The sequence below is a fragment of the Gelidibacter mesophilus DSM 14095 genome, assembly GCF_000423005.1.
GTDB lineage: Bacteria > Bacteroidota > Bacteroidia > Flavobacteriales > Flavobacteriaceae > Gelidibacter > Gelidibacter mesophilus.
In genome coordinates this window covers 1-23019 of record NZ_AUHD01000008.1, presented here as the reverse complement: position 1 = coordinate 23019, position 23019 = coordinate 1, and the positions used below count along the sequence as shown (strand labels likewise).

The 23019-nt window shown below is 37.6% G+C and carries 20 protein-coding genes, 1 tRNA gene and 1 pseudogene; 18 read left to right on the top strand and 4 right to left on the bottom strand.

Going from position 1 to position 23019, the window contains the following annotated elements:
* Position 1 precedes the first annotated feature (1 nt).
* The 3 genes from G525_RS0110375 to G525_RS0110365 form a co-directional block, all read right to left on the bottom strand.
* Positions 2-1354 (bottom strand): MATE family efflux transporter, encoded by a 1353-nt coding sequence (locus tag G525_RS0110375; RefSeq protein ID WP_027126120.1) that lies wholly within the window; start codon positions 1352-1354, stop codon positions 2-4.
* Entirely contained in the window at positions 1354-2388 is a 1035-nt protein-coding gene (hemH, locus tag G525_RS0110370; protein WP_027126119.1) for a ferrochelatase, read from the bottom strand. The genes G525_RS0110375 and hemH overlap by 1 nt, the downstream gene beginning before the upstream one ends.
* A 105-nt stretch (positions 2389-2493) precedes the next feature.
* The gene (locus G525_RS0110365; protein WP_245577769.1) at positions 2494-3417 is read right to left on the bottom strand and encodes a helix-turn-helix domain-containing protein; all 924 of its coding nucleotides are present in this window, start codon (positions 3415-3417) and stop codon (positions 2494-2496) included.
* Between the two features lie 170 nt (positions 3418-3587).
* Between G525_RS0110365 and hemA the strand changes: the two genes are divergently transcribed.
* The 7 genes from hemA to G525_RS0110330 all read left to right on the top strand — a co-directional run bounded on the left by hemA (position 3588) and on the right by G525_RS0110330 (position 10913).
* Positions 3588-4847, top strand: a complete 1260-nt coding sequence (gene hemA, locus G525_RS0110360; RefSeq protein ID WP_027126117.1) for a glutamyl-tRNA reductase — start codon at positions 3588-3590, stop codon at positions 4845-4847.
* Positions 4840-6417, top strand: coding sequence for a hydroxymethylbilane synthase (gene hemC / locus G525_RS0110355; protein ID WP_027126116.1), 1578 nt, complete (start codon positions 4840-4842; stop codon positions 6415-6417). The genes hemA and hemC overlap by 8 nt, the downstream gene beginning before the upstream one ends.
* A 141-nt stretch (positions 6418-6558) precedes the next feature.
* Positions 6559-7593 (top strand): uroporphyrinogen decarboxylase, encoded by a 1035-nt coding sequence (gene hemE, locus G525_RS0110350; RefSeq protein ID WP_027126115.1) that lies wholly within the window; start codon positions 6559-6561, stop codon positions 7591-7593.
* Between the two features lie 166 nt (positions 7594-7759).
* On the top strand, positions 7760-8521 hold the full coding sequence (locus G525_RS0110345; protein WP_027126114.1) for an EI24 domain-containing protein: 762 nt from the start codon (positions 7760-7762) through the stop codon (positions 8519-8521).
* Positions 8511-9053: a GNAT family N-acetyltransferase gene (locus G525_RS0110340; protein ID WP_027126113.1), complete on the top strand. Its 543-nt coding sequence runs from the start codon at positions 8511-8513 to the stop codon at positions 9051-9053. The genes G525_RS0110345 and G525_RS0110340 overlap by 11 nt, the downstream gene beginning before the upstream one ends.
* Positions 9043-9945 carry an oxygen-dependent coproporphyrinogen oxidase gene (gene hemF, locus G525_RS0110335; RefSeq protein ID WP_027126112.1) on the top strand — a complete coding sequence of 301 codons (903 nt, stop codon included), beginning with the start codon at positions 9043-9045 and terminating at the stop codon, positions 9943-9945. Before G525_RS0110340 ends, hemF begins: the two co-directional genes overlap by 11 nt.
* Positions 9936-10913 (top strand): DUF4421 family protein, encoded by a 978-nt coding sequence (locus G525_RS0110330; RefSeq protein ID WP_084647744.1) that lies wholly within the window; start codon positions 9936-9938, stop codon positions 10911-10913. Before hemF ends, G525_RS0110330 begins: the two co-directional genes overlap by 10 nt.
* Positions 10914-11166: 253 nt before the next feature.
* Here the strand turns inward: G525_RS0110330 and G525_RS0110325 are convergent, their stop codons facing one another.
* Positions 11167-13803 (bottom strand): DEAD/DEAH box helicase family protein, encoded by a 2637-nt coding sequence (locus G525_RS0110325; RefSeq protein ID WP_027126110.1) that lies wholly within the window; start codon positions 13801-13803, stop codon positions 11167-11169.
* Positions 13804-13958: 155 nt separating this feature from the next.
* Between G525_RS0110325 and hemB the strand changes: the two genes are divergently transcribed.
* The 11 genes and pseudogenes from hemB to G525_RS22060 all read left to right on the top strand — a co-directional run.
* A complete protein-coding gene (gene hemB, locus G525_RS0110320) occupies positions 13959-14951 on the top strand; it encodes a porphobilinogen synthase (RefSeq protein ID WP_027126109.1) in 993 nt (330 codons plus the stop codon).
* A gap of 259 nt (positions 14952-15210) precedes the next feature.
* A complete protein-coding gene (locus G525_RS20695; RefSeq protein ID WP_035479470.1) occupies positions 15211-15408 on the top strand; it encodes an Lrp/AsnC family transcriptional regulator in 198 nt (65 codons plus the stop codon).
* A 315-nt stretch (positions 15409-15723) separates the two neighbouring features.
* On the top strand, positions 15724-16872 hold the full coding sequence (locus tag G525_RS20690; protein ID WP_084647743.1) for a CNNM domain-containing protein: 1149 nt from the start codon (positions 15724-15726) through the stop codon (positions 16870-16872).
* A complete protein-coding gene (locus G525_RS0110305) occupies positions 16872-17345 on the top strand; it encodes a methylated-DNA--[protein]-cysteine S-methyltransferase (RefSeq protein ID WP_027126108.1) in 474 nt (157 codons plus the stop codon). Before G525_RS20690 ends, G525_RS0110305 begins: the two co-directional genes overlap by 1 nt.
* 108 nt (positions 17346-17453) lie before the next feature.
* Positions 17454-18614: a serine hydrolase domain-containing protein gene (locus tag G525_RS0110300; RefSeq protein ID WP_027126107.1), complete on the top strand. Its 1161-nt coding sequence runs from the start codon at positions 17454-17456 to the stop codon at positions 18612-18614.
* A gap of 73 nt (positions 18615-18687) precedes the next feature.
* Positions 18688-19398 carry a 3'-5' exonuclease gene (locus tag G525_RS0110295; protein WP_027126106.1) on the top strand — a complete coding sequence of 237 codons (711 nt, stop codon included), beginning with the start codon at positions 18688-18690 and terminating at the stop codon, positions 19396-19398.
* Positions 19399-19510: 112 nt separating this feature from the next.
* Positions 19511-19582, top strand: a tRNA-Arg gene (locus G525_RS0110290).
* Positions 19583-19938: 356 nt separating this feature from the next.
* Positions 19939-20493, top strand: coding sequence for a LemA family protein (locus G525_RS0110285; RefSeq protein ID WP_027126105.1), 555 nt, complete (start codon positions 19939-19941; stop codon positions 20491-20493).
* A 78-nt stretch (positions 20494-20571) separates the two neighbouring features.
* Entirely contained in the window at positions 20572-21657 is a 1086-nt protein-coding gene (locus G525_RS22260; protein WP_035479469.1) for a DUF2207 domain-containing protein, read from the top strand.
* On the top strand, positions 21584-22267 hold the full coding sequence (locus G525_RS22255; RefSeq protein WP_157491917.1) for a DUF2207 family protein: 684 nt from the start codon (positions 21584-21586) through the stop codon (positions 22265-22267). Before G525_RS22260 ends, G525_RS22255 begins: the two co-directional genes overlap by 74 nt.
* A gap of 478 nt (positions 22268-22745) precedes the next feature.
* A pseudogene (locus G525_RS22060) lies at positions 22746-23019 on the top strand (IS1595 family transposase); the annotation flags it as partial.

Genomic DNA, 23019 nt, shown 5'->3' with positions numbered 1-23019 from the left:
ATTAAACATCTTTAGGAATTAAATTCTTCTTGATCTCTCGATTCAAAAAATAAGCAGTGACAACGGTGGCCAACACATCGGATATGGGGAAGGAGATCCAAACCCCCAATTCGCCATAAAATTTTGGTAAAATCAAGATGAGTGGAATGAAAAAGAAACCTTGTCGGCACAAGGTCAGCAATAAGGCCGGTCTCGCTTTTCCAATGGCCTGAAAATAGGCGGCTCCAATTAATTGCCATGCAATAATGGGTGTTGCCGCAAAAACCCAACGCATATCACTTGGGGCTTGCCTTACGACATCAACGTCAGTGGTGAACATTTTTGTAATATTCTCTGGAAAAATCATCAAAACAATAAACACTAGAGATGCTAAGATGGCCGCATATTTGATGGCGGTATTTAGGGTCTCCCTGACCCGATGGTAATTTTTAGCGCCATAGTTAAATCCTGCAATGGGTAAAAATCCTTGGGTAACCCCCAATACCGGAAACATAGCAAACATCAACATTCTGCCCGCAATGGCATACGAAGTTACTGAAGTTTCACCACCCAAATCAAATAAAATATTGTTCATAAATAGATACGTAACACTCACCACGGCTTGCCGCGCTAAGGTGACAAATCCTAAAGAACTGATTTCTTTTACGATTGGGAAATTAAGTCCCAAATGCGAGAAATCGATTTTCAATTCTGATTTATTGGATGCGAAATACCAGAGGATAAATGCAAAACAAATGACGTAAGAAAGTGTAGTGGCCCAAGCAGCGCCTTCCATTCCGTAATCTAGCAGATTGATAAAAATGTAGTCCATTACCAAGTTGAAAACGGAGGGGATCATCATGGCGTACATGGCAAATTTTGGTTTGCCTTCCGCACGGATGACTGTATTGGCCATCATACATAGCGCCAAAACAGGAACTCCGTAAAGTACAATTTGATAATAAATTTTTGCCGGTTCAAAAATAGCACCTTTCCCTCCAAAGGAATCGATAATGGCATCTGCAAAAAGCAACCCCACGGTGATCATTGACAAAGTCAGGATTAAGGTCAGCGTAATTTGGTTACCGAAAGTTTTTAATGCCTTTTGATGATGGTTGGCGCCGAGGGCTCTCGAAATTATAGAAGAGCCGCCAATCCCTATGGCCATACCCAAGGCCGCAATGAAAAACGATACCGGAAGAACAACATTAATTGCTGCAATGGCGGTAGCGCCAATCCAATTACCAACAAAAATAGTATCCACCAAGATGTTGAGCGACATCACCAAAATCCCTATTGATGCGGGAACAGCCTGTTTTATTAACAGCTTGCTGATAGGTTGGGTGCCTAAATCTTGTGAGGAATCTTTAGCCATTATGCCAGTACTGATTCAGTGGCTGCCCAATCATTGATCCAATTGGAAAGGAGTGTTACAAATTCGTCGTCATCATTTAAGCAAGGCACAGTGGTAAATTCTTTTCCGCCCATTTCATGGAAAATCTCTTGGCCTTCCATGGCAATTTCTTCTAAAGTTTCTAAACAATCACTTACGAATGCTGGGGTTACAACGGCCATTTTTTTCACGCCTTGTTTTCCAAAACGTTCAATAGTCAAATCGGTAGGCGGCTGTAACCATGGATCAAACCCTAGTCGTGACTGGAATGACGAAGAATAGGTTCCTGGTTCCAAATTGAGTTTTTCAGCCACCAAGCGGGTCACCTCCAAACATTGGTGACGGTAGCAAAATTCGTGCGCCGGAGAAGGCGTTATACAACAGCTTTTATCAATTTTACAATGTGACTTGGTAATGTCGCGTTTGCGGATATGTCGTTCTGGAACACCATGATAAGAAAACAACAATTGATCATACGGATGATCTTTTAAATGTCTTTCGATGGAATTGGAAAGCACGTCAATATAATCCTTACGATTGTAAAACGCTTTTAAATCGGATATTTTAAGGTTTGGAAAATGTTCTTTTCGAATGTCTTCCGCCAATACTAAGATGGTCTCAGTAGTTGCCATTGCAAATTGTGGGTACAAGGGCATCAAGAAAACTTCCTCCACACCTTTATCCACTAACTCTTGAAGTCCTTTTTTTATAGTTAGGCTCCCATAGCGCATGGCTAAAGCAACCGGGAGTTCTGTATTTTTTTGAATTTTTTTCTGAAGACGCTCAGAAATAACAATGAGCGGTGATCCTTCATCCCACCATATTTTTTTGTACGCCGCCGCAGATGCTTTAGGGCGTGTATTTAAAATAATGCCTTTTACAATGAAGGTTCTTAGCCAAACCGGTACATCAATAACCCGTTCGTCCATTAAAAATTCACTTAAATAAGGCTTGACATCTTCTGGGGTTGGGCTGTCTGGGGAACCCAAATTAACAAGTAAAACTCCTTTTTTCATAGTATATTCCTGCGAAAACAGGAATCTCATTTTAATTTATATTCCAACTCATATAGACGTCTATGTCTTGGATTTTTCCAAAATGAACATCTATCAACTAATAATTTACGAAGATAATGACATTAAATATTTTTTAGGCGTCGTCCCATATTTCTTTTTGAATGCCGCTATAAAGTGACTCGATGTACTATAACCCACTTTCATGCCCACTTCATTGACATTATAGTCGTTGGATTCTAGGATTTTTCTGGCGACTTCCATCTTATATTCAAACAAAAAACTATAGACGGTATCGCCATAAATCTGCTTGAAACCTTCTTTGAGTTTCTTTAGATTTAATCCAATTTCATCTGACAGCTCTTGTAAGGTTGGTGGTTCTGCCATTCTGGAAATAATAATATCTTTTGCTTTTCGAATTTTGATAACGTTGGTTTCGTCTACAAGAAATGGGCACTGCTCTATATTGGCTTCCTCATTTCTATTAAAATATAGACTTAAGAGTTCATATGCTTTCCCTTTGAAATACAGATTTTTGATCGATGCATTTAAGTTGTAATGGATCAGTTGGGTCAATACAATGGACGACGATGGAGAGATTTTACCATCCTTATAATATTTTTTATCCTTATTGTCATCACTCAAAAAAGTAATATAGTCTGCCTCTTGCGAGAATAGGCTATGAAATTTTTTAATGGATATTAAAATTGAAACCAGCCACGAATTGGGCTGTATTTCTAAATGAATGGGCAAATCCCGTTGCGGATTATAGAGTAGGAGGGAGTTTTCTTCTAAAATATCCAAAGCATAGCGGCCTTCATTAAACACAAACTTGCTAGAGCCCTTTAAACAAAAATGAAATTGAATATAATTACTGTCTATTTCCCGTTGGGCAATTTGCATATCATTGCTTTCATTTTGACAGGTCAAAACAAAAAATCCATCCTCAACTTGTGTTTCCTCAAAAGAACCTTTAGCGACATTTTCCAAACCCATAAACTTCAAAATTTTTTTTTCTTTATTTAGATTCATTCTAAACTAAAGCCTTTCAAACCATTGATAGGCCTGCAAAAGTATGATATTTATCATACTTTTATAAATTATACCTGCAAAAATCCACAATCGACACTAATAGTTCCTCTAGCGTTGTTTTTATTCGATTCTCCTCTCTATTTTTGTTTCGGAAATTTTCCAATTCAGGTATGGAGCATTATCACATGACAAGAGGAACATATTTTTATGCCATTGGGTTAAGCTATAAAAAAGCGGATGCCGATGTCAGAGGGCTTTTTAGTTTGGATGAAATCTCTAAAGAGAAACTTCTTAATCAAGCAAAAATAGAAGGCATTGAGAGCTTAATTGTAACCTCAACTTGCAACCGAACCGAACTTTATGGTTTTGCGGAACACCCTTATCAACTTATCAAATTGCTTTGTGAAAACACAAAAGGAACGGTAGAGGAATTTCAGGAAGTAGCCTATATTTATAAAAACAAAGAGGCCATCGCACATATGTTTCGCGTAGGTTCTGGTTTGGATAGTCAGATTTTGGGCGACTTTGAAATTATAAGTCAACTAAAAAAGACGGCCAGAGTATCCAAAAAATTTGGACTGCTCAACGCTTTTACTGAGCGCTTAATTAATGCGGTGATTCAAGCGAGCAAGCGTATTAAAACTGAAACAGAAATTTCTTCTGGTGCCACTTCTGTGTCTTTTGCTTCAGTGCATTATATTTTAAATACGGTTAAAGATGTTCCTAAGAAAAACATCCTGCTTTTTGGTACAGGTAAAATTGGTAGAAATACTTGTGAAAACTTGGTGAAACATACTAAAAATGATCATATCACGCTCATCAACAGAACGAAGACCAAAGCTGAAGAGATTGGTGGTAAATTTAATCTGTTGGTAAAAGACTACGCCAATTTACAAGAGGAAATCAATGGTTCTGATATTTTGATTGTTGCAACTGGTGCACTTAATCCAACGGTGGACAAGCATTGCATCCAATCTGAAAAACCATTGTTGATTTTAGATTTGTCAATTCCACGAAATGTAAACCACAATGTCACCGAATTGAAAAATGTGACTTTGGTGCATCTCGATGATCTGTCGCAAATGACTGATGATACTTTAGAGCGTAGAAAAGCGTTCATTCCCGTGGCCGAGCAAATTCTCGAAGAGGTGAAATTAGATTTCAATAATTGGCTGGCAACTCGAAAGTTTGCACCAACCATCAACGCTTTAAAACATAAGTTGCTCGACTTCAAAAATGCCGAATTGGAGACGCAACGCAAAAAACAACCTGATTTTAACGAAGCACAAGCAGAGCTGATCAGTAATAATATTATTCAAAAAATAACCAACCACTTTGCATACCATCTTAAAAATGATGATATGGCTACCGATGACAGTCTTGAACTGATCAAAAAAGTGTTTCAGTTAGAATCTTCAACACATGTCTAAACTTATAAGAATTGGTACGCGCGATAGCGAATTAGCGTTATGGCAAGCTAAAACCGTACAACAACAACTCGAGCATTTGGGCCATAAAACCGCCTTGGTTCCTATTAAATCAACGGGTGATATGCTCCTCGATAAACCCATTTATGAATTGGGGATTGTTGGTGTTTTTACTCGGATTTTAGATTCGGCCATGCTCAATAACGAGATTGACATTGCCGTACATTCGCTTAAAGATGTGCCTACACTTTTGCCTCAGGGCATCGTTCAAGCTGCTGTTTTAAAACGAGGGAATGTAAGAGACACCTTAGTTTTTAAATACAATGAAGAGTTTTTATCCCAAAAAGACGCCGTTATTGCTACGGGAAGCTTGAGAAGAAAGGCCCAATGGCTCAATCGGTATCCAACACACACTGTGGTGGGGCTGCGTGGTAACGTCAATACACGCCTTCAAAAATTAGAGGACAATGAAGATTGGAATGCTGCTATTTTTGCAGCAGCTGGCATTGGAAGAATTGGTTTGCGACCAGAAGATGCGATCAATCTCGATTGGATGATTCCTGCACCTGCACAAGGCGCCATTATGATTACGGCGCGTGCGGAGGATGAAGACGTTCTTGCTATCTGCCAAGAAATCAACCACGAAGAGACCGAAATTTGTACCACTATTGAACGGAAGTTCTTGAACTTGTTAGAAGGTGGATGTTCTGCTCCAATTGGTGCTTTGGCGTATATTAAAAATGAAGAAGTTGTTTTTAATGGTGTGCTTTTGAGTTTGGATGGCAGTAAGAAAATAGAGGTGACACGCACAGAAAAACTGGGCAACCATCATCATATAGCGCAATATGGCGCAGATTATATTCTCGAGCGTGGCGGAAGTCGGATCATGAATGAACTCAACGATGCCGATAGAAAAATTCAAGTGTTCTCTACCAAGAATTTGTCAGAACCACAACGTCAGCTCTTTAAAAATTTAAACGTTGAGAGTACGGATTTTCTAAAAATCAGCTTGAACAGAATCTCCAAACCTCTTTTAAAAACGCCAATTGAAAACGTCATTATCACGAGTCAAAATGCTGTAGAAGCTATTACTGCAAGTGTTCCGAAAGAAGAATTGCAGTTTAAAAATATCTATTGTGTGGGCCGACGTACGAAAAGGTTGATTGAGTCTAAAATCGGTAAAGTGACACATTCTGAAAATTATGCCAGTGCACTTGCTGCTTATTTGGTGGATTTCATTGATGGCACTGAAGTCACACACTTTTGTAGTGATATTAGATTGGACGAACTCTCCCAAACCCTCGAGAAAAATCATATTAAGGTGAATGAGGTGGAAGCCTATAAAACAATTTTAGATTCTGAAAAGATTGATGCAAACGTTGAGGGCATCATGTTTTACAGTCCTTCTACCGTAGCTAGTTATTTGAAAAACAATAGCTCAGAAAATAAGGTTGCCTATTGCATTGGAGAGACTACGGCTAGGGAGGCGAAAAAATATTTTCAAGACGTCCGCGTTGCTAAAGTGCCATTGGTTGAAAGTGTGATTGATTTGGTGAATGAGAATTATGCCTAATAATAGAGATATAAGCTGCAAGGGTTTCAAATTCTCCGCCGAAAGAGGAAAACCTTGTGAGTTTATAATTGGGTTGACCAATATTTAAAATAAAATTCTAATTTATAAAAAGGGATTCCCGCATTTGCAGGAATGTTGTATATGATAAAAAACGATTTATACTTAAAAGCATTAAAAGGTGAAACAGTAGAGCGTCCACCGGTTTGGATGATGCGTCAAGCTGGACGTTATTTGCCAGAATTTCAAGAAATAAAAGCAAAATACGATTTCTTTACCCGTTGCAGAACTCCAGAATTGGCCAGTGAAATTACGGTTCAACCTATCCGTCGTTACGGAATGGATGCTGCAATTTTATTTAGTGATATTTTGGTCATTCCACAGGCCATGAATATTGAGGTTGAAATGAAACCTGATTTTGGACCCTATTTGCCAAATCCTGTGCGCACTCAAAAAGATGTTGATAATGTGATTGTTCCTGATGTGCATGTGGAATTGGATTATGTTATGCAAGCTATTAAGATGACTAAGGAGATGTTAAATGATGAGGTGCCATTAATTGGTTTTGCGGGGTCGCCATGGACTATATTATGTTATTGCGTGCAAGGTCAAGGCAGCAAGAATTTTGATAAAGCCAAACAATTTTGTTTTACAAATCCTTTTGCAGCCCATCAATTACTACAAAAAATTACAGATACCACCATCACATATTTACAAGCAAAGGTTGCTGCAGGCTGTGATGCGGTTCAAATCTTTGATTCTTGGGGTGGCATGTTGGCACCATCCGATTATAACGAATTTTCATGGCAATATATCAATCAGATTATTGAAGCTTTAAAAGATTATGCACCTGTTATTGCCTTTGGAAAAGGATGTTGGTTTGCATTAGGTGATATGGCAAAATCAAACGCCTCTGCTTTGGGGGTAGATTGGACCTGTTCTCCAAGAAATGCGCGGTATTTGACGGGAGGAAACATTACCTTACAAGGTAATTTTGATCCTTCAAGATTGTTCTCACCACCTGCAGAAATCAAAAAAATGGTGAAGCAGATGATTGATGAATTCGGAAAAGATAACTACATCGTCAACTTAGGTCACGGCATTCTACCCAATATTCCTTTAGACAATGCCAAGGCATTTATAGACGCGGTGAAGGAGTATGAAAAAATCCCATCCTAACCTTCCCGAAGGGAAGAAACTGTTGTGGAATCAACATAAAAAGATTAAATCTCTCAACCTTTAAGGTTTTCACCTGTGCACCGAAGGAAGAAAAGCCTTGTGGGTTTTAATAATAAAAAGACCGCAATACAATTTCTCTTCTATAGAGATGATTAGCGAGAGGCCTATGATTCGCAACATTTTCAAAGGTATTAAAGCCTACGCAGGAACATTCAAATTAATTTCCAAACTCGGACTTTGGAAATATTTCGGTATTCCCATGCTGATCAGTTTTTTGGTTGCCAGTTCAATTATCTTATCGGCCTATGCCTTTTCCGATAATTTTGGTCATTTTATTTCCAAACTTTGGATTTGGGAATGGGGAAGGGAGACCTTTGGATACCTTAGTGAACTATTAAGCGGGATTCTGATTCTGATATTAGGTTTTATGCTGTATAAACATATTGTTATGGCATTTTCAGCGCCATTTATGAGTCCGGTGTCAGAAAAAATTGAAGCGTATTTGTTGGGTGTTGAAAGACACCAACATCGGGACACTTCATTTACTGATCAGTTATGGAGAGGCTTACGTATCAACGTTAGGAATCTGTTGTTTGAATTGCTATTGACCATTCCCATAATACTCATCGGTTTTATTCCTTTGGTCGGGATTGTTTCTACCGTTGTATTGTTTTTGGTGCAGGCCTATTACGCGGGCTTCGGTAATATGGATTATACTTTAGAGCGCCATTTTAAATATGATGAAAGTATAAAATTCGTAAAACAGCATCGTGGTTTGGCCATTGGAAACGGCATTGTTTTTATGCTTTTTTTATTAATTCCGTTTATAGGAATTATTCTTGTGTTACCTTTATCAGTAACTGCTGCGTCCACAGAAACGGTAAAGATTCTTAAGACACAAAACAGATTAAAATCAAATGATATATAATTCGGAACATATCAGTATTACCCAATTGCAAGCTAAAGATGCCTTGCAGCTGAACAAACTTCTTGTGTCCAATACTGAGCGTTTCATTAGGTATCTCCCAATAACATTATCGGAAAATAGAACTCTTGAGAGTTCAATAAATTATATTGAACGCAAAATAGAAGCAGCAAAAAAACGCGAGGAGTTTGTTTTTGTGATCAATGATAAGAACAGTCGAAATATTATTGGATTGATCATTTTAAAGAATTTAGATTGGGAAAATAAACAAGCTGAGTTTGCCTATTGTATTGGCAATCGTTTTAAAGGGAAGGGATTGATGAGCAAGGCAATAAAAGCAGCTTCTAACTATGCTATTGAAACTTTGGGGTTGGAAACCTTGCAAATCATTTCCCATAAAACCAATTCAGCAAGCGTTAACGTGGCATTACAATCTGGTTTTAAGTGGAAAGAAACTTTAGAAAACGAGTTTACCCCTTTAAATGAAGCCTCGCTTGATATGGAACTCTATGAATTTTCAATATATGAAAAATAAATTTTACAACTACATCCTACACCTCCAAGACACTATTACTTCAAAACTTGAAGAAGTAGATGGCGAAGCAAAATTTCAAGAAGATCTTTGGGAACGACCAGAAGGTGGTGGTGGCCGAACAAGAGTCATAGAAAATGCAAAGGTTTTTGAAAAAGGAGGAGTCAACATTTCTGCAGTTCATGGTGAATTGCCCGAAAGCATGCAGCAATATTTTGGAGTAAAGGATGCTAATTTCTTTGCCTGTGGCTTGAGTTTGGTACTCCATCCTAAAAACCCGATGGTGCCTACCGTACACGCCAATTGGCGCTATTTTGAGATGTATGACCAAGAGGAAAATATCGTAGATTCGTGGTTTGGTGGCGGACAGGATTTGACGCCTTATTATCTATTTGAAGAGGATGCCGTCCACTTTCATCACATCTGTAAAACGGCGTGCGACAAACATCACCCCGATTTTTATGAGTTGTACAAAAAGAAATGTGATGACTACTTTTGGAACTCACACCGCAATGAAGCACGCGGTTTAGGTGGATTGTTTTTCGATTATTGCAAGGCCACGGATGACATGACTATGGAAGATTGGTACAACTTTGTAACTGAGGTTGGCAATAGTTTTTTGGAGTGTTATGTGCCCATTGTTGAAAAACGTAAAGCGTTACCATATTCTGAGGCCCAGCGTAACTGGCAAGAAATCCGTCGTGGCCGTTACGTGGAATTTAATTTGGTTCATGACAAAGGCACTTTATTCGGATTGAAAACTAATGGACGTATTGAAAGTATTTTGATGAGTTTACCGCCACATGTGCAGTGGGTTTATGATCATCACCCCGAAAAGGGCAGTGAAGAAGATAAATTACTAACCGTATTAAAACAACCAAGATCATGGCTCTAAAAAGCATTTTCACGTCTGTATTTTTCTTTTTATGTATAGGATTGTCTTTTTCGCAAGAACGAGCCGATGCGGTTATATATGACGAACAAACGGATTATATTCAGGCTTTTCCCAACCATATTACCGCAAGACTCTATTTTGTGAACACCTCAAATTCCTTTGTTTTTAAAGATCGAAATTCGCCTGATGTTTTCAAATTAAATCCCAATAAACAAGATCATATTGGAGCTTCAGTCTCGTTCAAATTTCTGACTATTTCGTACGGATTTGCTCCTAATTTTTTGGCTGAAAACAGGGATAATGAAGGTTCTAAATTATTCAATATTAATTTCCGGACGTATTTTGGAAAGTTCATGCAGACCTTGGATATCTATAACCAAAAGGGATTTTACTTAGACGGTTACGGTGAACGCAGTTATTTGTCAGATACAAAAACCTTTAAGATTGGCGGTAGAACCTCCTATATTTTTAATGAGAATTTTTCATTTAGAGCAATTGTAAGTCAGGACGAGAAACAACTGAAAAACGCGGGCAGCTTCATCCCAAACTTATCGTACTATTACACTAAACATAAAATTGTAACAGATGATGATGAAGGCACTTACAATTCTTTTGACATCTCGGTTGCTCCGGCTTATTACTATAATTTTGTACCCGCGGATAATTTATTGATTTCTGCTGGAGCTTCAGCCGGATTAGGTATCAACCATACCACATCAAGTGAAGAAAGCTTGACCTCGCTTTCAACGGAACTTAATTTTAGGGCGTCCATTGCTTATGATATTTCCAATTTTTACTTGGGAAGCCATTATAATTATACCATCATCAATCATGATTCCGATAGGTCCACCTATGTCAAGGACAACATCCCGTATTTTGAAGTGTTTTTAGGCTATCGATTTAAAGCGCCCATAAAGTGGGTGAATGAAATTGACACTATTGAGAATAAAATAATAAAACAAAAATAAGTACAGATTGACCGGGAATATCGAACACTGTCTGTCCTTCGTTAATTTTGTTGGAGACGGGTAGGGTAATATTTATTCTCAGATTTAGAGAATTTTATTTTTGTGCATAGTCATACAAAAATTTGAAGTTCAGACCTGACAGGTCTTTCCATCAAAGACCTAAAAGTTCATCCTAACACTCGAAGACATCATCACTTCAAAACTTAAACCTATAGATTTAAGGTCCAATTTCAATGATACTTTTGGGGTTTAATTATTTCCATACCATCACTTCTTTACTCACTTCTCTAAATTTATTAGTGATGTGAAATAGGCGGGCTTTTAGCAAGAGCTTTCTACCTTCCAAATGTCTTGTGTAAATCAATTTTGATCTACCAAGATGATCATTCCAATGCTTTTGGAAGGTCAGAGCTCTTTTTTTATGATCACCAAACAGGTCTGGAACTGCATAAAAATTTTCGATATCCAAACGGTGTTTAAAAAAGCTGGTTCTTATGATCAAATAGCGAGGTGTTTCAATAGGCGCCAACAATTGACTCAACGCACCTGTAAACAAGGCATCTTCCAATCTTGACGCATTATTTAGGCAACAAATCAGCTGTCCTTGATTAGAAAACTCCGCAGTAATTGAAACAGTCTGTCTTTTAGAGGTCATGTGACCCAATTCATAAAGCGTGTCCAAAATGGCATTTCCCATTTTTTTGATTCTCAAAAATAAAAAGCCATGGTGCGAATAAAGTTGAAATGCCTTGTAAAATCGGTATCCAAACGAGAACATTAGAGCAATAATCAAAGAATTCAAAAAGTAATACACCCCTCTGCTCAAAATAACTTGAATACTCTTGACGAAATATTCAATAAAAAACAAACCTAATCCCAGAAGCAACTCTAATATAAAATAGAGCACCATATCCTTATAATAGATACGCTTCTGATGTTTATATGGAATTTCATCCAAATCCATGAGTTTGATTTCTCTTGTCAGATGACTGCCGGAATCAATAGCAACCTCCCAACTATTAGCGGTATTTTTTCGATTCCTGGAGTTTTGGAGTGTGATTTTATTTAAAGTTTCAACATCTTCTGAACGGATTTCTTCTGGAAATTCCAACCGATCCATTCCATTTTCAATAACAGGAAAAGTTTTATTGGAGACTCCCATAAAAGCTTGAAATCGGCGTTGAAGTGTTTCTATATCTTTACCGCCATTGGACGCCGTTGGATCAATACAGGCGAGGTGCCAGATATTCCCAACTTTATGAGGATTTAAAGGATTTTTTCTAATAGCACGACCACGCATTTGATTACTCGACACAAATGAGCCTACAAATGAGGCCAAAATCAAGCTATTTATAGATGGTGCATCCCATCCTTCACCCAATAGCGATTTTGTACCCACCAAGATTTTGATGTCGCCTTGGTGAAAAAGCAGAGTCAATACCTCAACTGTAGATTTTGACGTACCACTTTTTGGAGTAACCATTAAAAACTCGGGATCTGATGGAAATTCAGAAAAGGAGAAATTTTCAGCACCAGCAATGAGTTCTACCGACGTCTTTATAGACTGATGAACAACCACAATACTACCAGAAAGGACCGCCAAATGCTGTTTATCTGCAAAATGACATCGTAAATATTGAAAAATAGGAATCACTCCAATTTTGTTGATGGTTTGTATTTGATCGTTTGGCGTGCTACAAAATTCCTTTCTGATATAATCGGTAAGAACCACACATCTTAAATCACCATTGAGATGTTCATATTCTGAGGTCACCACAGTCACAATGCTTTTGAGCTTACTGGGGCTTTTAGTCAAGGATTTGTAAAGCAAGGTTTCACCAATCAAATCGATCTTTCGGTTGTTAAACCCATTCATCCGTTTCAACTCATTTTCCAATAATTTTAAATAGGGCTCCTGATCTTCAATCATTAAGCGATCATCTACAAGAATATTTTGCAGAAAAATCTGAATCCACTCTAAAGTCAAATCAGGAAACTGAATGGCCTCACTCTTTTCAAAACCCAAAATTTTCAATTTTTCTTTTGGAATTATTACCCCACATTTATTAAGAAAAATCAGGATGGACGAAAAGTACTCCACATTCCCATATAAGTCCTCTAAGTTTTGCGAGGTATGCCGATAAAATCGGTGTTGGATCAAAAACGCTTTAAACGTTTCATCAACTAAAAGTGCATCCACAAAATCAGCAATTCGACGTCGATAAGCCACAATAAAATTGATTTCTAAAGCGTCAGGCTCTGACAAATAAACAAAATCCTGATGTGGAGACAAATCAGTCGCTTTTACAAGGTCTGGAACCGCAATTTCATCATCAATTGGACCACAGAGATTAAAGTATTTAGAAATTTCCGTACGATCACTGTCATAAGGAGGCGTTGCTGTAAGTGCCACAACAAAAGGATTGATGGCGTTCTTCAAGTCCATGAGCGTTTGCCACCAACTATTTTTTAAATGATGTGCTTCATCCAAAACCAGAGCCTCAATTTGATGTTTTTCGAAAAACGCGGTAAACTCCCCTAAAGTTTTAAATGATTTACGCAAGGCATGTAGCGATTGATAGGTGACAAAGGTGATGTCAGAAGGCTCTTTGATGTTAAATGAAAAGTTCTTAAAATCTCGCTGCTCCGTAAAAAATTCTTGAAGTCTATTTTCCCACTGGTTTCTGACGGTTAAGGTTGGTGCAAGAACCAGTGTTTTCTTGCCAATTTTCCTTATAATTTCAATACCGAGAATCGTTTTTCCAGAACCCGGTGGTGCCACCACATGAAAATGACGGTCTGAAAGATGACGTTCAAAATTTTCTAAAAGAATCTGTTGATAATTTCTCCAAGTGAACACAAATTTCAAATGTCTGAAGCGGTTATTCAAGTTTAAGTGGGTTTAAATTTTTAAATTTGCAAAAGCTAAAAATAAGAAATTCACGATTAAAGCAAGGAGCATTCTCCGCCTCATTTTAGAGGAACAAATAATTAATAATAGAATAGGATGTCCTCAACTTTTACTTTCACTTTTAATATAGAATTATGTACCCATTAAGAAGAAACAGAAGATTAAGAACCAATAATGCTATTCGTTCTTTAGTAAGAGAAACGATCATTTCCCCAAATGATTTTTTAGTACCACTTTTTGTGGTGGAAGGAAAAAGTATCAAGGAAGAAATTGCGTCCATGCCAGATTATTATCGCCTAAGTCTCGATTTGCTGGAAAAGGAAGTTAAAGAACTTTGGAGTATGGGCTTAAAGTCTGTATTGCTTTTCGTAAAAGTTCCTGATAATTTAAAAGATAACAAAGGCAAAGAGGCTATCAATTCTAACGGTCTGATGCAACGCGCTATCAAAACGGTTAAAAATGCATGTCCAGGAATGTTGGTCATGACTGATGTGGCTTTTGATCCTTATTCCGCTTTTGGCCATGATGGCATTGTCCATAATGGAATTATTTTAAATGATGAATCTGTTGATCTGTTAGCCGAAATGAGTGTTTCTCATGCTAAAGCAGGAGCCGACTTTGTGGCTCCTAGTGATATGATGGATGGTCGTATTGTGGCTATTCGTGAAGCTCTGGAAGATGAAGGTTTTACGGATACCGGTATTATGAGTTATTCTGCCAAATATGCCTCTGCCTTTTATGGGCCGTTTCGAGATGCCTTAGATTCTGCACCGGTGGACATGCAAGACATTCCAAAGGACAAAAATACTTATCAAATGGATTATGGCAACCGTTTTGAGGCTATAAGAGAAACCGAAATGGACATTGATGAAGGTGCGGATATTGTTATGATCAAACCAGGATTATGCTATTTGGATATTGTACGCGAAATTAAAAACGCGGTAGACGTTCCAGTGGCAGTTTATCAAGTTTCTGGTGAATATGCCATGCTTAAAGCTGCCTCAGAAAAAGGTTGGCTGAATCATGATGCCGTTATGATGGAACAAATTACAGCTATAAAACGCGCTGGTGCTGATGTGATTGCGAGTTATTTTGCGAAGGATGTCGTAAAGCTTTTAAATGAGTAAATCTCAGTTTTAAAGGTTGCGAAGCAACGCGTTAAGAATTGATTATGTTACTAATCCCGCTTTTCAGCGGGATTTTTTGGTTTTATTTCCGAACGCTCTTTGTCGAAGTGAAAATTATTAATTGGTTTAAATTCAAGAATGTTGCGTTCTCATGGTCAATAAAATGAGAGCTAGCGACATTTTTAAATTATAAGAAACGGCTTGTATTTATGATCTAACAAATTCATTTGTGTATATTTAATTCCGATTAAAATGTATAATGCTAATTTTGTTTATGATTCAAATGGATGATATTGATAAAGAAATTTTGAAAATGCTTCGTAAAAACGCTCGCGAATCTTTTGCCACCATTGGTAAGAAAGTGGAGCTTTCAGCGCCGGCAGTTGGAAAACGCGTGAAGCAATTAGAGAAAAAAGGAATTATTTTGGCCTATTCATTACAACTCAATCATGAATAACTGGGAGTTTCGACTAAAGCTTATATTAATTTAAAGATCCATCAATCGAGTACTTTAAGAACAGCCTATAACCAAATTATCCATCAGGAAGAAGTGCATCGGTGCGATCGCATTACGGGAGAGGATCGTTTGTGCATTTTGGGATATTTTAAAAGCAATAAAGATCTGGTTACTTTTATTGAGCGAATTTCGCAATATGGAGTACCAAATACCAGCATTATTTTAGAAAGTTGATGGATACTAGTTAATTGTTTTATTAAAAACACAAACACGTACCTAATAATATGCTTAAATTAGCATTAAACTTAAAAATTAATGAGCTTATTAATCCTTTATGCGTTTATTTCAATTTTCTTTTCCTTTCTATGTTCCATATTAGAAGCGGTTTTACTGAGTATTACGCCAACGTTTATTAATATTAAGAAGAAAGAAGGTAAAAGTTATGCCCTTACCTTGGAAGCTCTTAAAAAAGATGTCGATCAACCCCTGATTGCCATCTTAACCGTGAACACCATTGCGCATACTGTTGGTGCAATTTTAGTTGGGGTCCAAGCTGAAAAAGTGTTCGGCAATGGCGGTAATTCCATTATGATCGTATCTGCCTTAATGACGCTGCTTATCTTAGTGCTTTCTGAAATTATTCCTAAAACTATTGGGGCCACCTATTGGAGGAAATTGGCAAATTTCACGGCAAAAGCGCTTAATATTTTAATCTTTCCTTTAAGATATACAGGTATTCTTTGGCTTTTGCAATTGACCACAAAATTGATTGGGGGTAAAAATGCGCATGTGAGCACGGTAAGTAGAGATAGTTTTTTAGCCATGGCAGAGATTGCCCATGAGGAAGGCGTGTTTCAAGAATCTGAAAGTAAAGTCATCAAAAACCTAATCAACTTCAAAAAGATTTTAGCAAAAGATATTATGACGCCTCGAACCATGATGGTCTCTGAAGATGAAACGAAGTCGGTCAAATCATTTTTCGAGGAAAATATGGATCTTCGCGTTTCGCGAATTCCAATCTATGCCGAAAATTCAGATAACATCACAGGTTTGGTGCTCAAGGATGACATCTATAAGGAAATGGCGCTTGATAACGATAATAAAATTTTGGCGGATATCAGAAGAGATATTATCATTGTTGAACGAAATCTGCCTATTCCTATTTTATTTGATAAATTGGTGGAGAGTAAGAATCACATGGCTTTAGTGGTGGATGAATACGGAACGGTTACCGGTTTGGTCACTATGGAGGATGTGATAGAGACCTTGCTTGGACTTGAAATTATGGATGAGAGCGACAATGTAGCAGATCTTCAACAGCAGGCCCGGAAAAGTTGGGAGGCAAGAGCAAAACACTTCGGAATAGATAAGAATGAAATCGATGCCAGACGCCCATCGGCAGGTCATAAAAATGTTGAAGATAATTTGAAAGCTAACAATGGCGACTCCAAACCTGATCAGTAATGGAAACCTGCATCATCAAATCGCCTTTAGGATATACTAAAATTAGTGGTGATGACTTAGGTGTAGCCTCCATTTCCGTATTAAATTCTGAAGAAAAAATCACGGATATCATTCCTATAGAGCTCGAAGATTGCGTTCATCAACTCACCGAATATTTCGAGGGTAAACGCACGCAGTTCGACCTTTGTCTTAATCCGGAGGGAACTGACTTTCAAAAAAGAGTTTGGGAAGCCCTTCAAACCATACCCCACGGAAAAACAAGGTCCTATTTAGAATTGTCCCAACAATTGGGAGATGTTAAAGCGATACGGGCTGTTGCCAATGCCAATGGTAAAAATCCGCTATGGATTGTAGTGCCCTGTCATCGGGTTATTGGGAGTGATGGAAGCTTAACAGGTTATGCAGGAGGATTGTATCGTAAACAATGGTTGTTGGAGCACGAAAGTCCCTATAAACAACAAAGTTTGTTTTAAAAAATTAACAGAAGGTTCAATTCCTATAAGTATGGGATAAAACCTCTGAGGTCTTATATCTCAATTGAAAGTTAAATTCCTTATATTTATTTCACTAAACACCAACTTATGAAATTCCTAAGAAAGTTCCTTAAATGGATCCTCATTTTATTTGTGCTTACTATAGCCATTTTATACATTACTGATACCGATTATTTGTTAAAGGCAGTGAGAACTATCTATCTCAAAGGTCATAAAACAGCGTATCTAGAAGACTATAAGGAATTCGACAATGAAGTAGTCGCAAACGGTACCGCGCAACCTTGGCCTAACCATTTGGACTATAATTCTGCCAAAGAAACCGAAGCTCTTCAAAAAATGAATAAAGATTTGGGCACGATTGCCTATGTCATCATCAAAAATGATAGTATTTGGTTTGAAAATTATTATGATGGGTTTGGTGAAAACTCAAAATCCAACTCTTTTTCTATGGCAAAAAGCTATGTGTCTGGATTGATGCAAAAAGCCATTGAACAAGGCTATATCAAAAGTTTGGATCAACCGGTTGGTGATTTTTTCCCTGAATTTAGTGAAGGAATGGCAGCACGAATGACCGTTGGCGATTTATCTTCCATGAGTTCTGGCACCAATTGGGATGAAGCCTATTATTCGCCTTTATCCATTACTACACGTGCCTATTTTGATGATGATCTTGCCAAAGTCATCCTCGGATTAAAAATGGACGATGAGCCTGGACAAAAATACAAGTATGCTAGTGGCGATACGCAGCTATTGGCTATGGTGATTGAAAAAGCAACTGGCAAAAAACTCTATGACTATTTATCGGAATCTTTTTGGAAACCTTTGGGCTCAGAAAATTCAACGCTGTGGCAAGTGGACAGTGAAGCAAATGATTTGGTAAAGGCTTATTGCTGTATTGCCAGTAATGCCAAGGATTTTGCCCGCTATGGCAAGTTATTTAAAGATCATGGAAAATGGAATGGCAAACAAATTATTGACTCTGCTTTTGTGGCAAAGTCAATAACACCTCGGTTTCCAGAAAGTCCAGAATATGGCTACGGATGGTGGCTGATTCAAGATTACAAAGGAAAGGATTTTTATATGATGCGTGGTCATTTAGGACAATACGTTATTGTGCAACCAGAGGACAATATGATGATTGTGCGTTTGGGCCATGAGTCTTTAAAAGTGGATTATAATGGTGAAGCCTTTACAGACGATATCTATGCGTATATTGATGAGGCGTACAAAATGATGAAGCAAAATTAGCATTGTAAAGCTTATATTTTCGATATAAAACAAGTACTAACTAATAAGATTCCCACCTTCGCGGAAACAAAAAATGATCAGTAAACTCAACCTTGAAGACATTTTATTTCTGGACATTGAAACGGTCCCGGAAACGCGTCATTTCTCTGATTTGGATCAAACAAAACAAGAGCTTTGGGAACTCAAGTCTAAATACCAACGCGCGGAAATTCCAGCAGAAGAATTTTATGAACGTGCAGGAATTTGGGCGGAGTTCGGTAAAATTGTGTGTATATCAGTTGGTTACTTTAAATTGCAAGAGGCCAAAAGGACATTTCGAGTGACGTCTTTTTATGGCGATGAAATTAAAATTTTGAATGATTTTAAAGCCCTTATTGAATCCCATTTCAATCAGGCTAAACATTTGTTGTGCGCCCACAATGGGAAGGAGTTTGATTTTCCTTATATCGCAAGACGTATGATTATTCATAAAATCGAATTGCCTAATAAGCTGAATCTCTTCGGAAAAAAACCTTGGGAAGTGCCACATTTGGATACTTTGGAATTATGGAAATTTGGAGATTATAAAAATTATACTTCTTTAAAATTACTGACTACTGTCCTCGGCATTCCTTCTCCAAAAGATGATATAGATGGTAGTGAAGTATGTCGCGTGTATTACGAGGAAAATGACTTAAAGCGCATCGTTGTGTATTGCGAAAAAGATACCATCGCCGTAGCGCAAATCTTCTTGAGACTGCGTGGGGATAGTATTTTGGAGCCTAACGAGATGAAGCTTATTTAGGTATCCTGAAGCACGGTAAATATCGCTAATAAGTAAAATTATTTACCTTTAGGTCGGTTTACTTTGATATCCGGACAATTTAGAAAGAGAAATCAAAGTTTTTTAGTGTTAAGGCTCCATAGTTCAAGGGATAGAATAAAAGTTTCCTAAACTTTAGATTCAGGTTCGAATCCTGATGGAGTCACTAATTGTAACCGTATAAATAAAATACTTATCAAGGGATTTTATCCAAAGAACGTTCCTTTTTAATGCCGTTTTACAATATGAGCTAAGAAAATGGTCCTGAGTTGTAACATAATTAGCAGCTTGAAAATGGATGCTATCCAAAGAATGTTATTAAAGAAAAACTGATAAGTTGCTGTATAGCGCACCTTTTCCAGGGTCGGGGTATATCTCAATAAAACCAAATTTGAGGTCTTTTGGATAGTCAATGATTGCTTAAGCGTTTGATAAAGATACTGTAGAAATCACTATATTAGTATCTAATAATTAAAGAATCACCTGTTTCTAGATGATGATTCTATTAAAAATCAACTGTTTATGGTTATTTTTGTTGTTTTGGGCATAAGTGTCCTTTTAGTCATTTTGTTGGTAACCGTGTTCAATCGTTTTGCCAAAAACCGAAATATAGTAAAGGATGCCTGGGGCAATATTGATGTGGCTCTTAAGAGGCGCTATGATTTGATTCCTAATCTGGTAGAAACCGTTAAAGGCTATGCCACACACGAAAAAGAGACTTTGGAAAAGGTCATATTGGCACGTAATGCCGCCATGCAAGTGCCTCCTGGTGAAATCAATGCACAGATAAAGGCAGAAAATCAATTACAACAAACCCTTCGGAGTATTTTTGCGCTGAGTGAATCGTATCCAGATTTGAAAGCCAATGTTAACTTTTTGAACTTACAGGACAAACTGAATGAAATTGAAGAAAATCTTGAACGAAGTCGTCGTTACTACAATGGCACAGTGAGAGAAAACAATACCTATGGCGAAAGTCTCCCGGGTGCTTTATTTGCGGGAATGCTGAGATATGAGCATTTCGACTTCTTTGAAGCTGATGCGGCCAGTCGTGAGAACGTTAAAGTGAGTTTTTAGTCATTATCAAAAGTTCTAAGCATTGTACCAATTGCTAATTTAGAAATGCACACTTTTCTTCAGGTTAGATCTGTACGAATGAAACAGCTATCACTCTTATTCCTTATTTTTCTGAGCGTAAGTTTTGGCTATGCCCAAGATTTTACGGTCGACAATTATTCTGTTGATATTACCCTCCATGAGGCAGGTTATTTTGATGTTGTTGAAACCTATGATCTCAACTTTACACTACCAAAGCACGGGATTTACAGAGACATTCAGACCACCTATGATCTATTCACCGAAGAAGGCAAGCAGGAAGTCAGAAAGATTAAAATTAGTAAAGTTGAGGTGCCTAATCATAACTTTAAAACACCTTTTGGATTTGAACAAAGGCTATCTAGGACCTATCAAATAAAAATTGGTGACGCCGACAAGACTATCGTAGGGCCGCAACGTTATGAAATTAGATACCGAGTCCACAATGCTTTTTTACACGAAACTGATGGAGTAAAGTTCTATTGGAATTTAAAGCCTAGCGATTGGCGGACCACCTTTAAAACTATTGAATTTAAGATTCACTTCTCAAAATCTATTGCCGTTGATTCCAATGATGTTTTTTTATATTCGGGAGTTAAAGGCACAACTACTGAAAGTGAACAGATTGATGTTCTTGTTGCCGATGGTCTGGTAGAAGGTAAAAGCCGACCTGGATTTGATTCAGATATGGGAGAGAGTGTGACCATCTTAATCAATTTACCGCCCAGTTCCATTGTTGAAATTAAACCGTTTTGGCCTTTTTGGACCGACTATGGTTGGGTGTTTGTTCTGATCGCGATCGTTGGGGGCTTTTATATGACTTGGCGTAGGTATGGAAAGGATGATGAGGTCATTAGCATTACCAGTTATTTTCCACCCGATAAAATGGATCCTGCCATGGCCGGATTTTTAATCAATGATTCCGATGACGTGTCTGATTTGATTTCATTAATCCCATACTGGGGCTCTAAAGGGTTGTTGCGTATTGAAGAAATTCCAAAAAAAGGTTGGTTTTCATCGGCTGATACCAAATTGATAGCTTTAAAACCGTTGTCAGAAGCGGCTACCAGCTATGAAAAAATTATTTTTGACGGCTTGTTTGGAAGTACTATCACTCCAGGAGAAAACAGAAGTTCTTATCAGTAGTTTAAAGGATAAATTTTATACCAAGATGAGCAGCGCCCGTAATAATCTAAAGCAGAAAGCGCAGCTTTATTACGAAGCTGGGGCAAAACGCGTCAGAAATATTACCTATGGCGTATTGGTTTTGCTGACCATAATTTTGGTGCCAGTACTGTTGACGGTTTGGGGTTTTGTGGCCATGTTTTCGGTAATTATTTTAAACCTGCTCTTATTCTACATGACTAAGTTTATGATTAAAAAAAATCCGAAAGGGAATGTCGCTTTTTCTGAACTGAAAGGATTTAAACAGTTTATAAAAGTTGCAGAAATCAATAAGCTGAAAATGCTCATTACGGAAAACCCTTCTTATTTTGAAACGACTATGGGCTACGCACTCGCTTTTGGGCTGTTTGATAAATGGGCCAGTAAATTTGATGCGTTACATGTACCGCCACCTAATTGGTATAGTTCGTCATCCAATAGAGCGCTCACCATGCACAGCTTTTCTAATTCGTTTGCCAATTCAATGTCATCGGCTAAAACGACGATGGTAAGTTCTCCAAAAAGTAGCGGATCGTCAGGTGGCGGTTCTTCAGGAGGAGGGTTTGGCGGCGGCGGTGGCGGAAGCTGGTGATGGTAGCGTTGTAGTGCAATTAAGTAAGGATGTGCATTAATTCGGGATAAACCGATATGACATGTAGGGATAAGCGATGCGTAGAAATCACGAGTATAAATTTACGATTAGCGAAAATGGCAAAGGGTATTTTATCATCTATGCAGGTTCTAATGGAAAATTTAAAGCAGACGATGACATTAAACCGGAATAAAAGAAATTCTAAAATTGTAAGACTTTATATAGTAGGTTCATTGTGTATGCTCTGTTACTTCATATTAGAGAATTCTAACATCATACCTGAACTAGTTGAAAAATCGAATACACTTCGCTACAAAGGATTTGTTACATTTTTTCTTATAGGATTATTGAAATATGGCATATTAATAATCGGAATAGGTATTATTATAATTAGCAGTTTTCTGTTATTCAGAAAAAAAACAAAAATAGAGGTCAGTATCTAAATACATATCTTTATTGTCAGTAAACATATAATATTATGGATATTTTTAAAGGTCAAAATCTTCTAGAGTTCTCTGATCGGTTCAAAACCGATGAAGATTGCAAGAAATACTTAGCTTCAATTAAATCAAATATGGGCTACAAATGCTTGAGATGTAATCATACTGCCTGCCAAGTTCGCAAGGATTTTGCAAGACAGTGCAATATCTGCGGACATATTGAATCTACCACGGCCAATACGCTTTTCCACAAGGTTAAATTTGGAGTTCGCAAAGCATTTTTTATTTGTTTTGAAATGGCTTCATCAACCA

Excerpts from the sequence above, each read along its gene's own strand:
- hemE (WP_027126115.1), top strand. The coding sequence starts at position 6,559 with ATGATAAAAAACGATTTATACTTAAAAGCATTAAAAGGTGAAACAGTA.
- G525_RS0110345 (WP_027126114.1), top strand. The coding sequence starts at position 7,760 with ATGATTCGCAACATTTTCAAAGGTATTAAAGCCTACGCAGGAACATTC.
- G525_RS20690 (WP_084647743.1), top strand. The coding sequence starts at position 15,724 with ATGAGCTTATTAATCCTTTATGCGTTTATTTCAATTTTCTTTTCCTTT.
- hemB (WP_027126109.1), top strand. The coding sequence starts at position 13,959 with ATGTACCCATTAAGAAGAAACAGAAGATTAAGAACCAATAATGCTATT.
- hemA (WP_027126117.1), top strand. The coding sequence starts at position 3,588 with ATGGAGCATTATCACATGACAAGAGGAACATATTTTTATGCCATTGGG.
- G525_RS20695 (WP_035479470.1), top strand. The coding sequence starts at position 15,211 with ATGCTAATTTTGTTTATGATTCAAATGGATGATATTGATAAAGAAATT.
- G525_RS0110305 (WP_027126108.1), top strand. The coding sequence starts at position 16,872 with ATGGAAACCTGCATCATCAAATCGCCTTTAGGATATACTAAAATTAGT.
- G525_RS0110340 (WP_027126113.1), top strand. The coding sequence starts at position 8,511 with ATGATATATAATTCGGAACATATCAGTATTACCCAATTGCAAGCTAAA.
- hemF (WP_027126112.1), top strand. The coding sequence starts at position 9,043 with ATGAAAAATAAATTTTACAACTACATCCTACACCTCCAAGACACTATT.
- G525_RS0110295 (WP_027126106.1), top strand. The coding sequence starts at position 18,688 with ATGATCAGTAAACTCAACCTTGAAGACATTTTATTTCTGGACATTGAA.
- G525_RS0110330 (WP_084647744.1), top strand. The coding sequence starts at position 9,936 with ATGGCTCTAAAAAGCATTTTCACGTCTGTATTTTTCTTTTTATGTATA.
- G525_RS22255 (WP_157491917.1), top strand. The coding sequence starts at position 21,584 with ATGAAAAAATTATTTTTGACGGCTTGTTTGGAAGTACTATCACTCCAG.
- G525_RS22260 (WP_035479469.1), top strand. The coding sequence starts at position 20,572 with ATGAAACAGCTATCACTCTTATTCCTTATTTTTCTGAGCGTAAGTTTT.
- G525_RS0110285 (WP_027126105.1), top strand. The coding sequence starts at position 19,939 with ATGGTTATTTTTGTTGTTTTGGGCATAAGTGTCCTTTTAGTCATTTTG.
- hemH (WP_027126119.1), bottom strand. The coding sequence starts at position 2,388 with ATGAAAAAAGGAGTTTTACTTGTTAATTTGGGTTCCCCAGACAGCCCA.
- G525_RS0110300 (WP_027126107.1), top strand. The coding sequence starts at position 17,454 with ATGAAATTCCTAAGAAAGTTCCTTAAATGGATCCTCATTTTATTTGTG.
- G525_RS0110375 (WP_027126120.1), bottom strand. The coding sequence starts at position 1,354 with ATGGCTAAAGATTCCTCACAAGATTTAGGCACCCAACCTATCAGCAAG.
- G525_RS0110365 (WP_245577769.1), bottom strand. The coding sequence starts at position 3,417 with ATGAATCTAAATAAAGAAAAAAAAATTTTGAAGTTTATGGGTTTGGAA.
- hemC (WP_027126116.1), top strand. The coding sequence starts at position 4,840 with ATGTCTAAACTTATAAGAATTGGTACGCGCGATAGCGAATTAGCGTTA.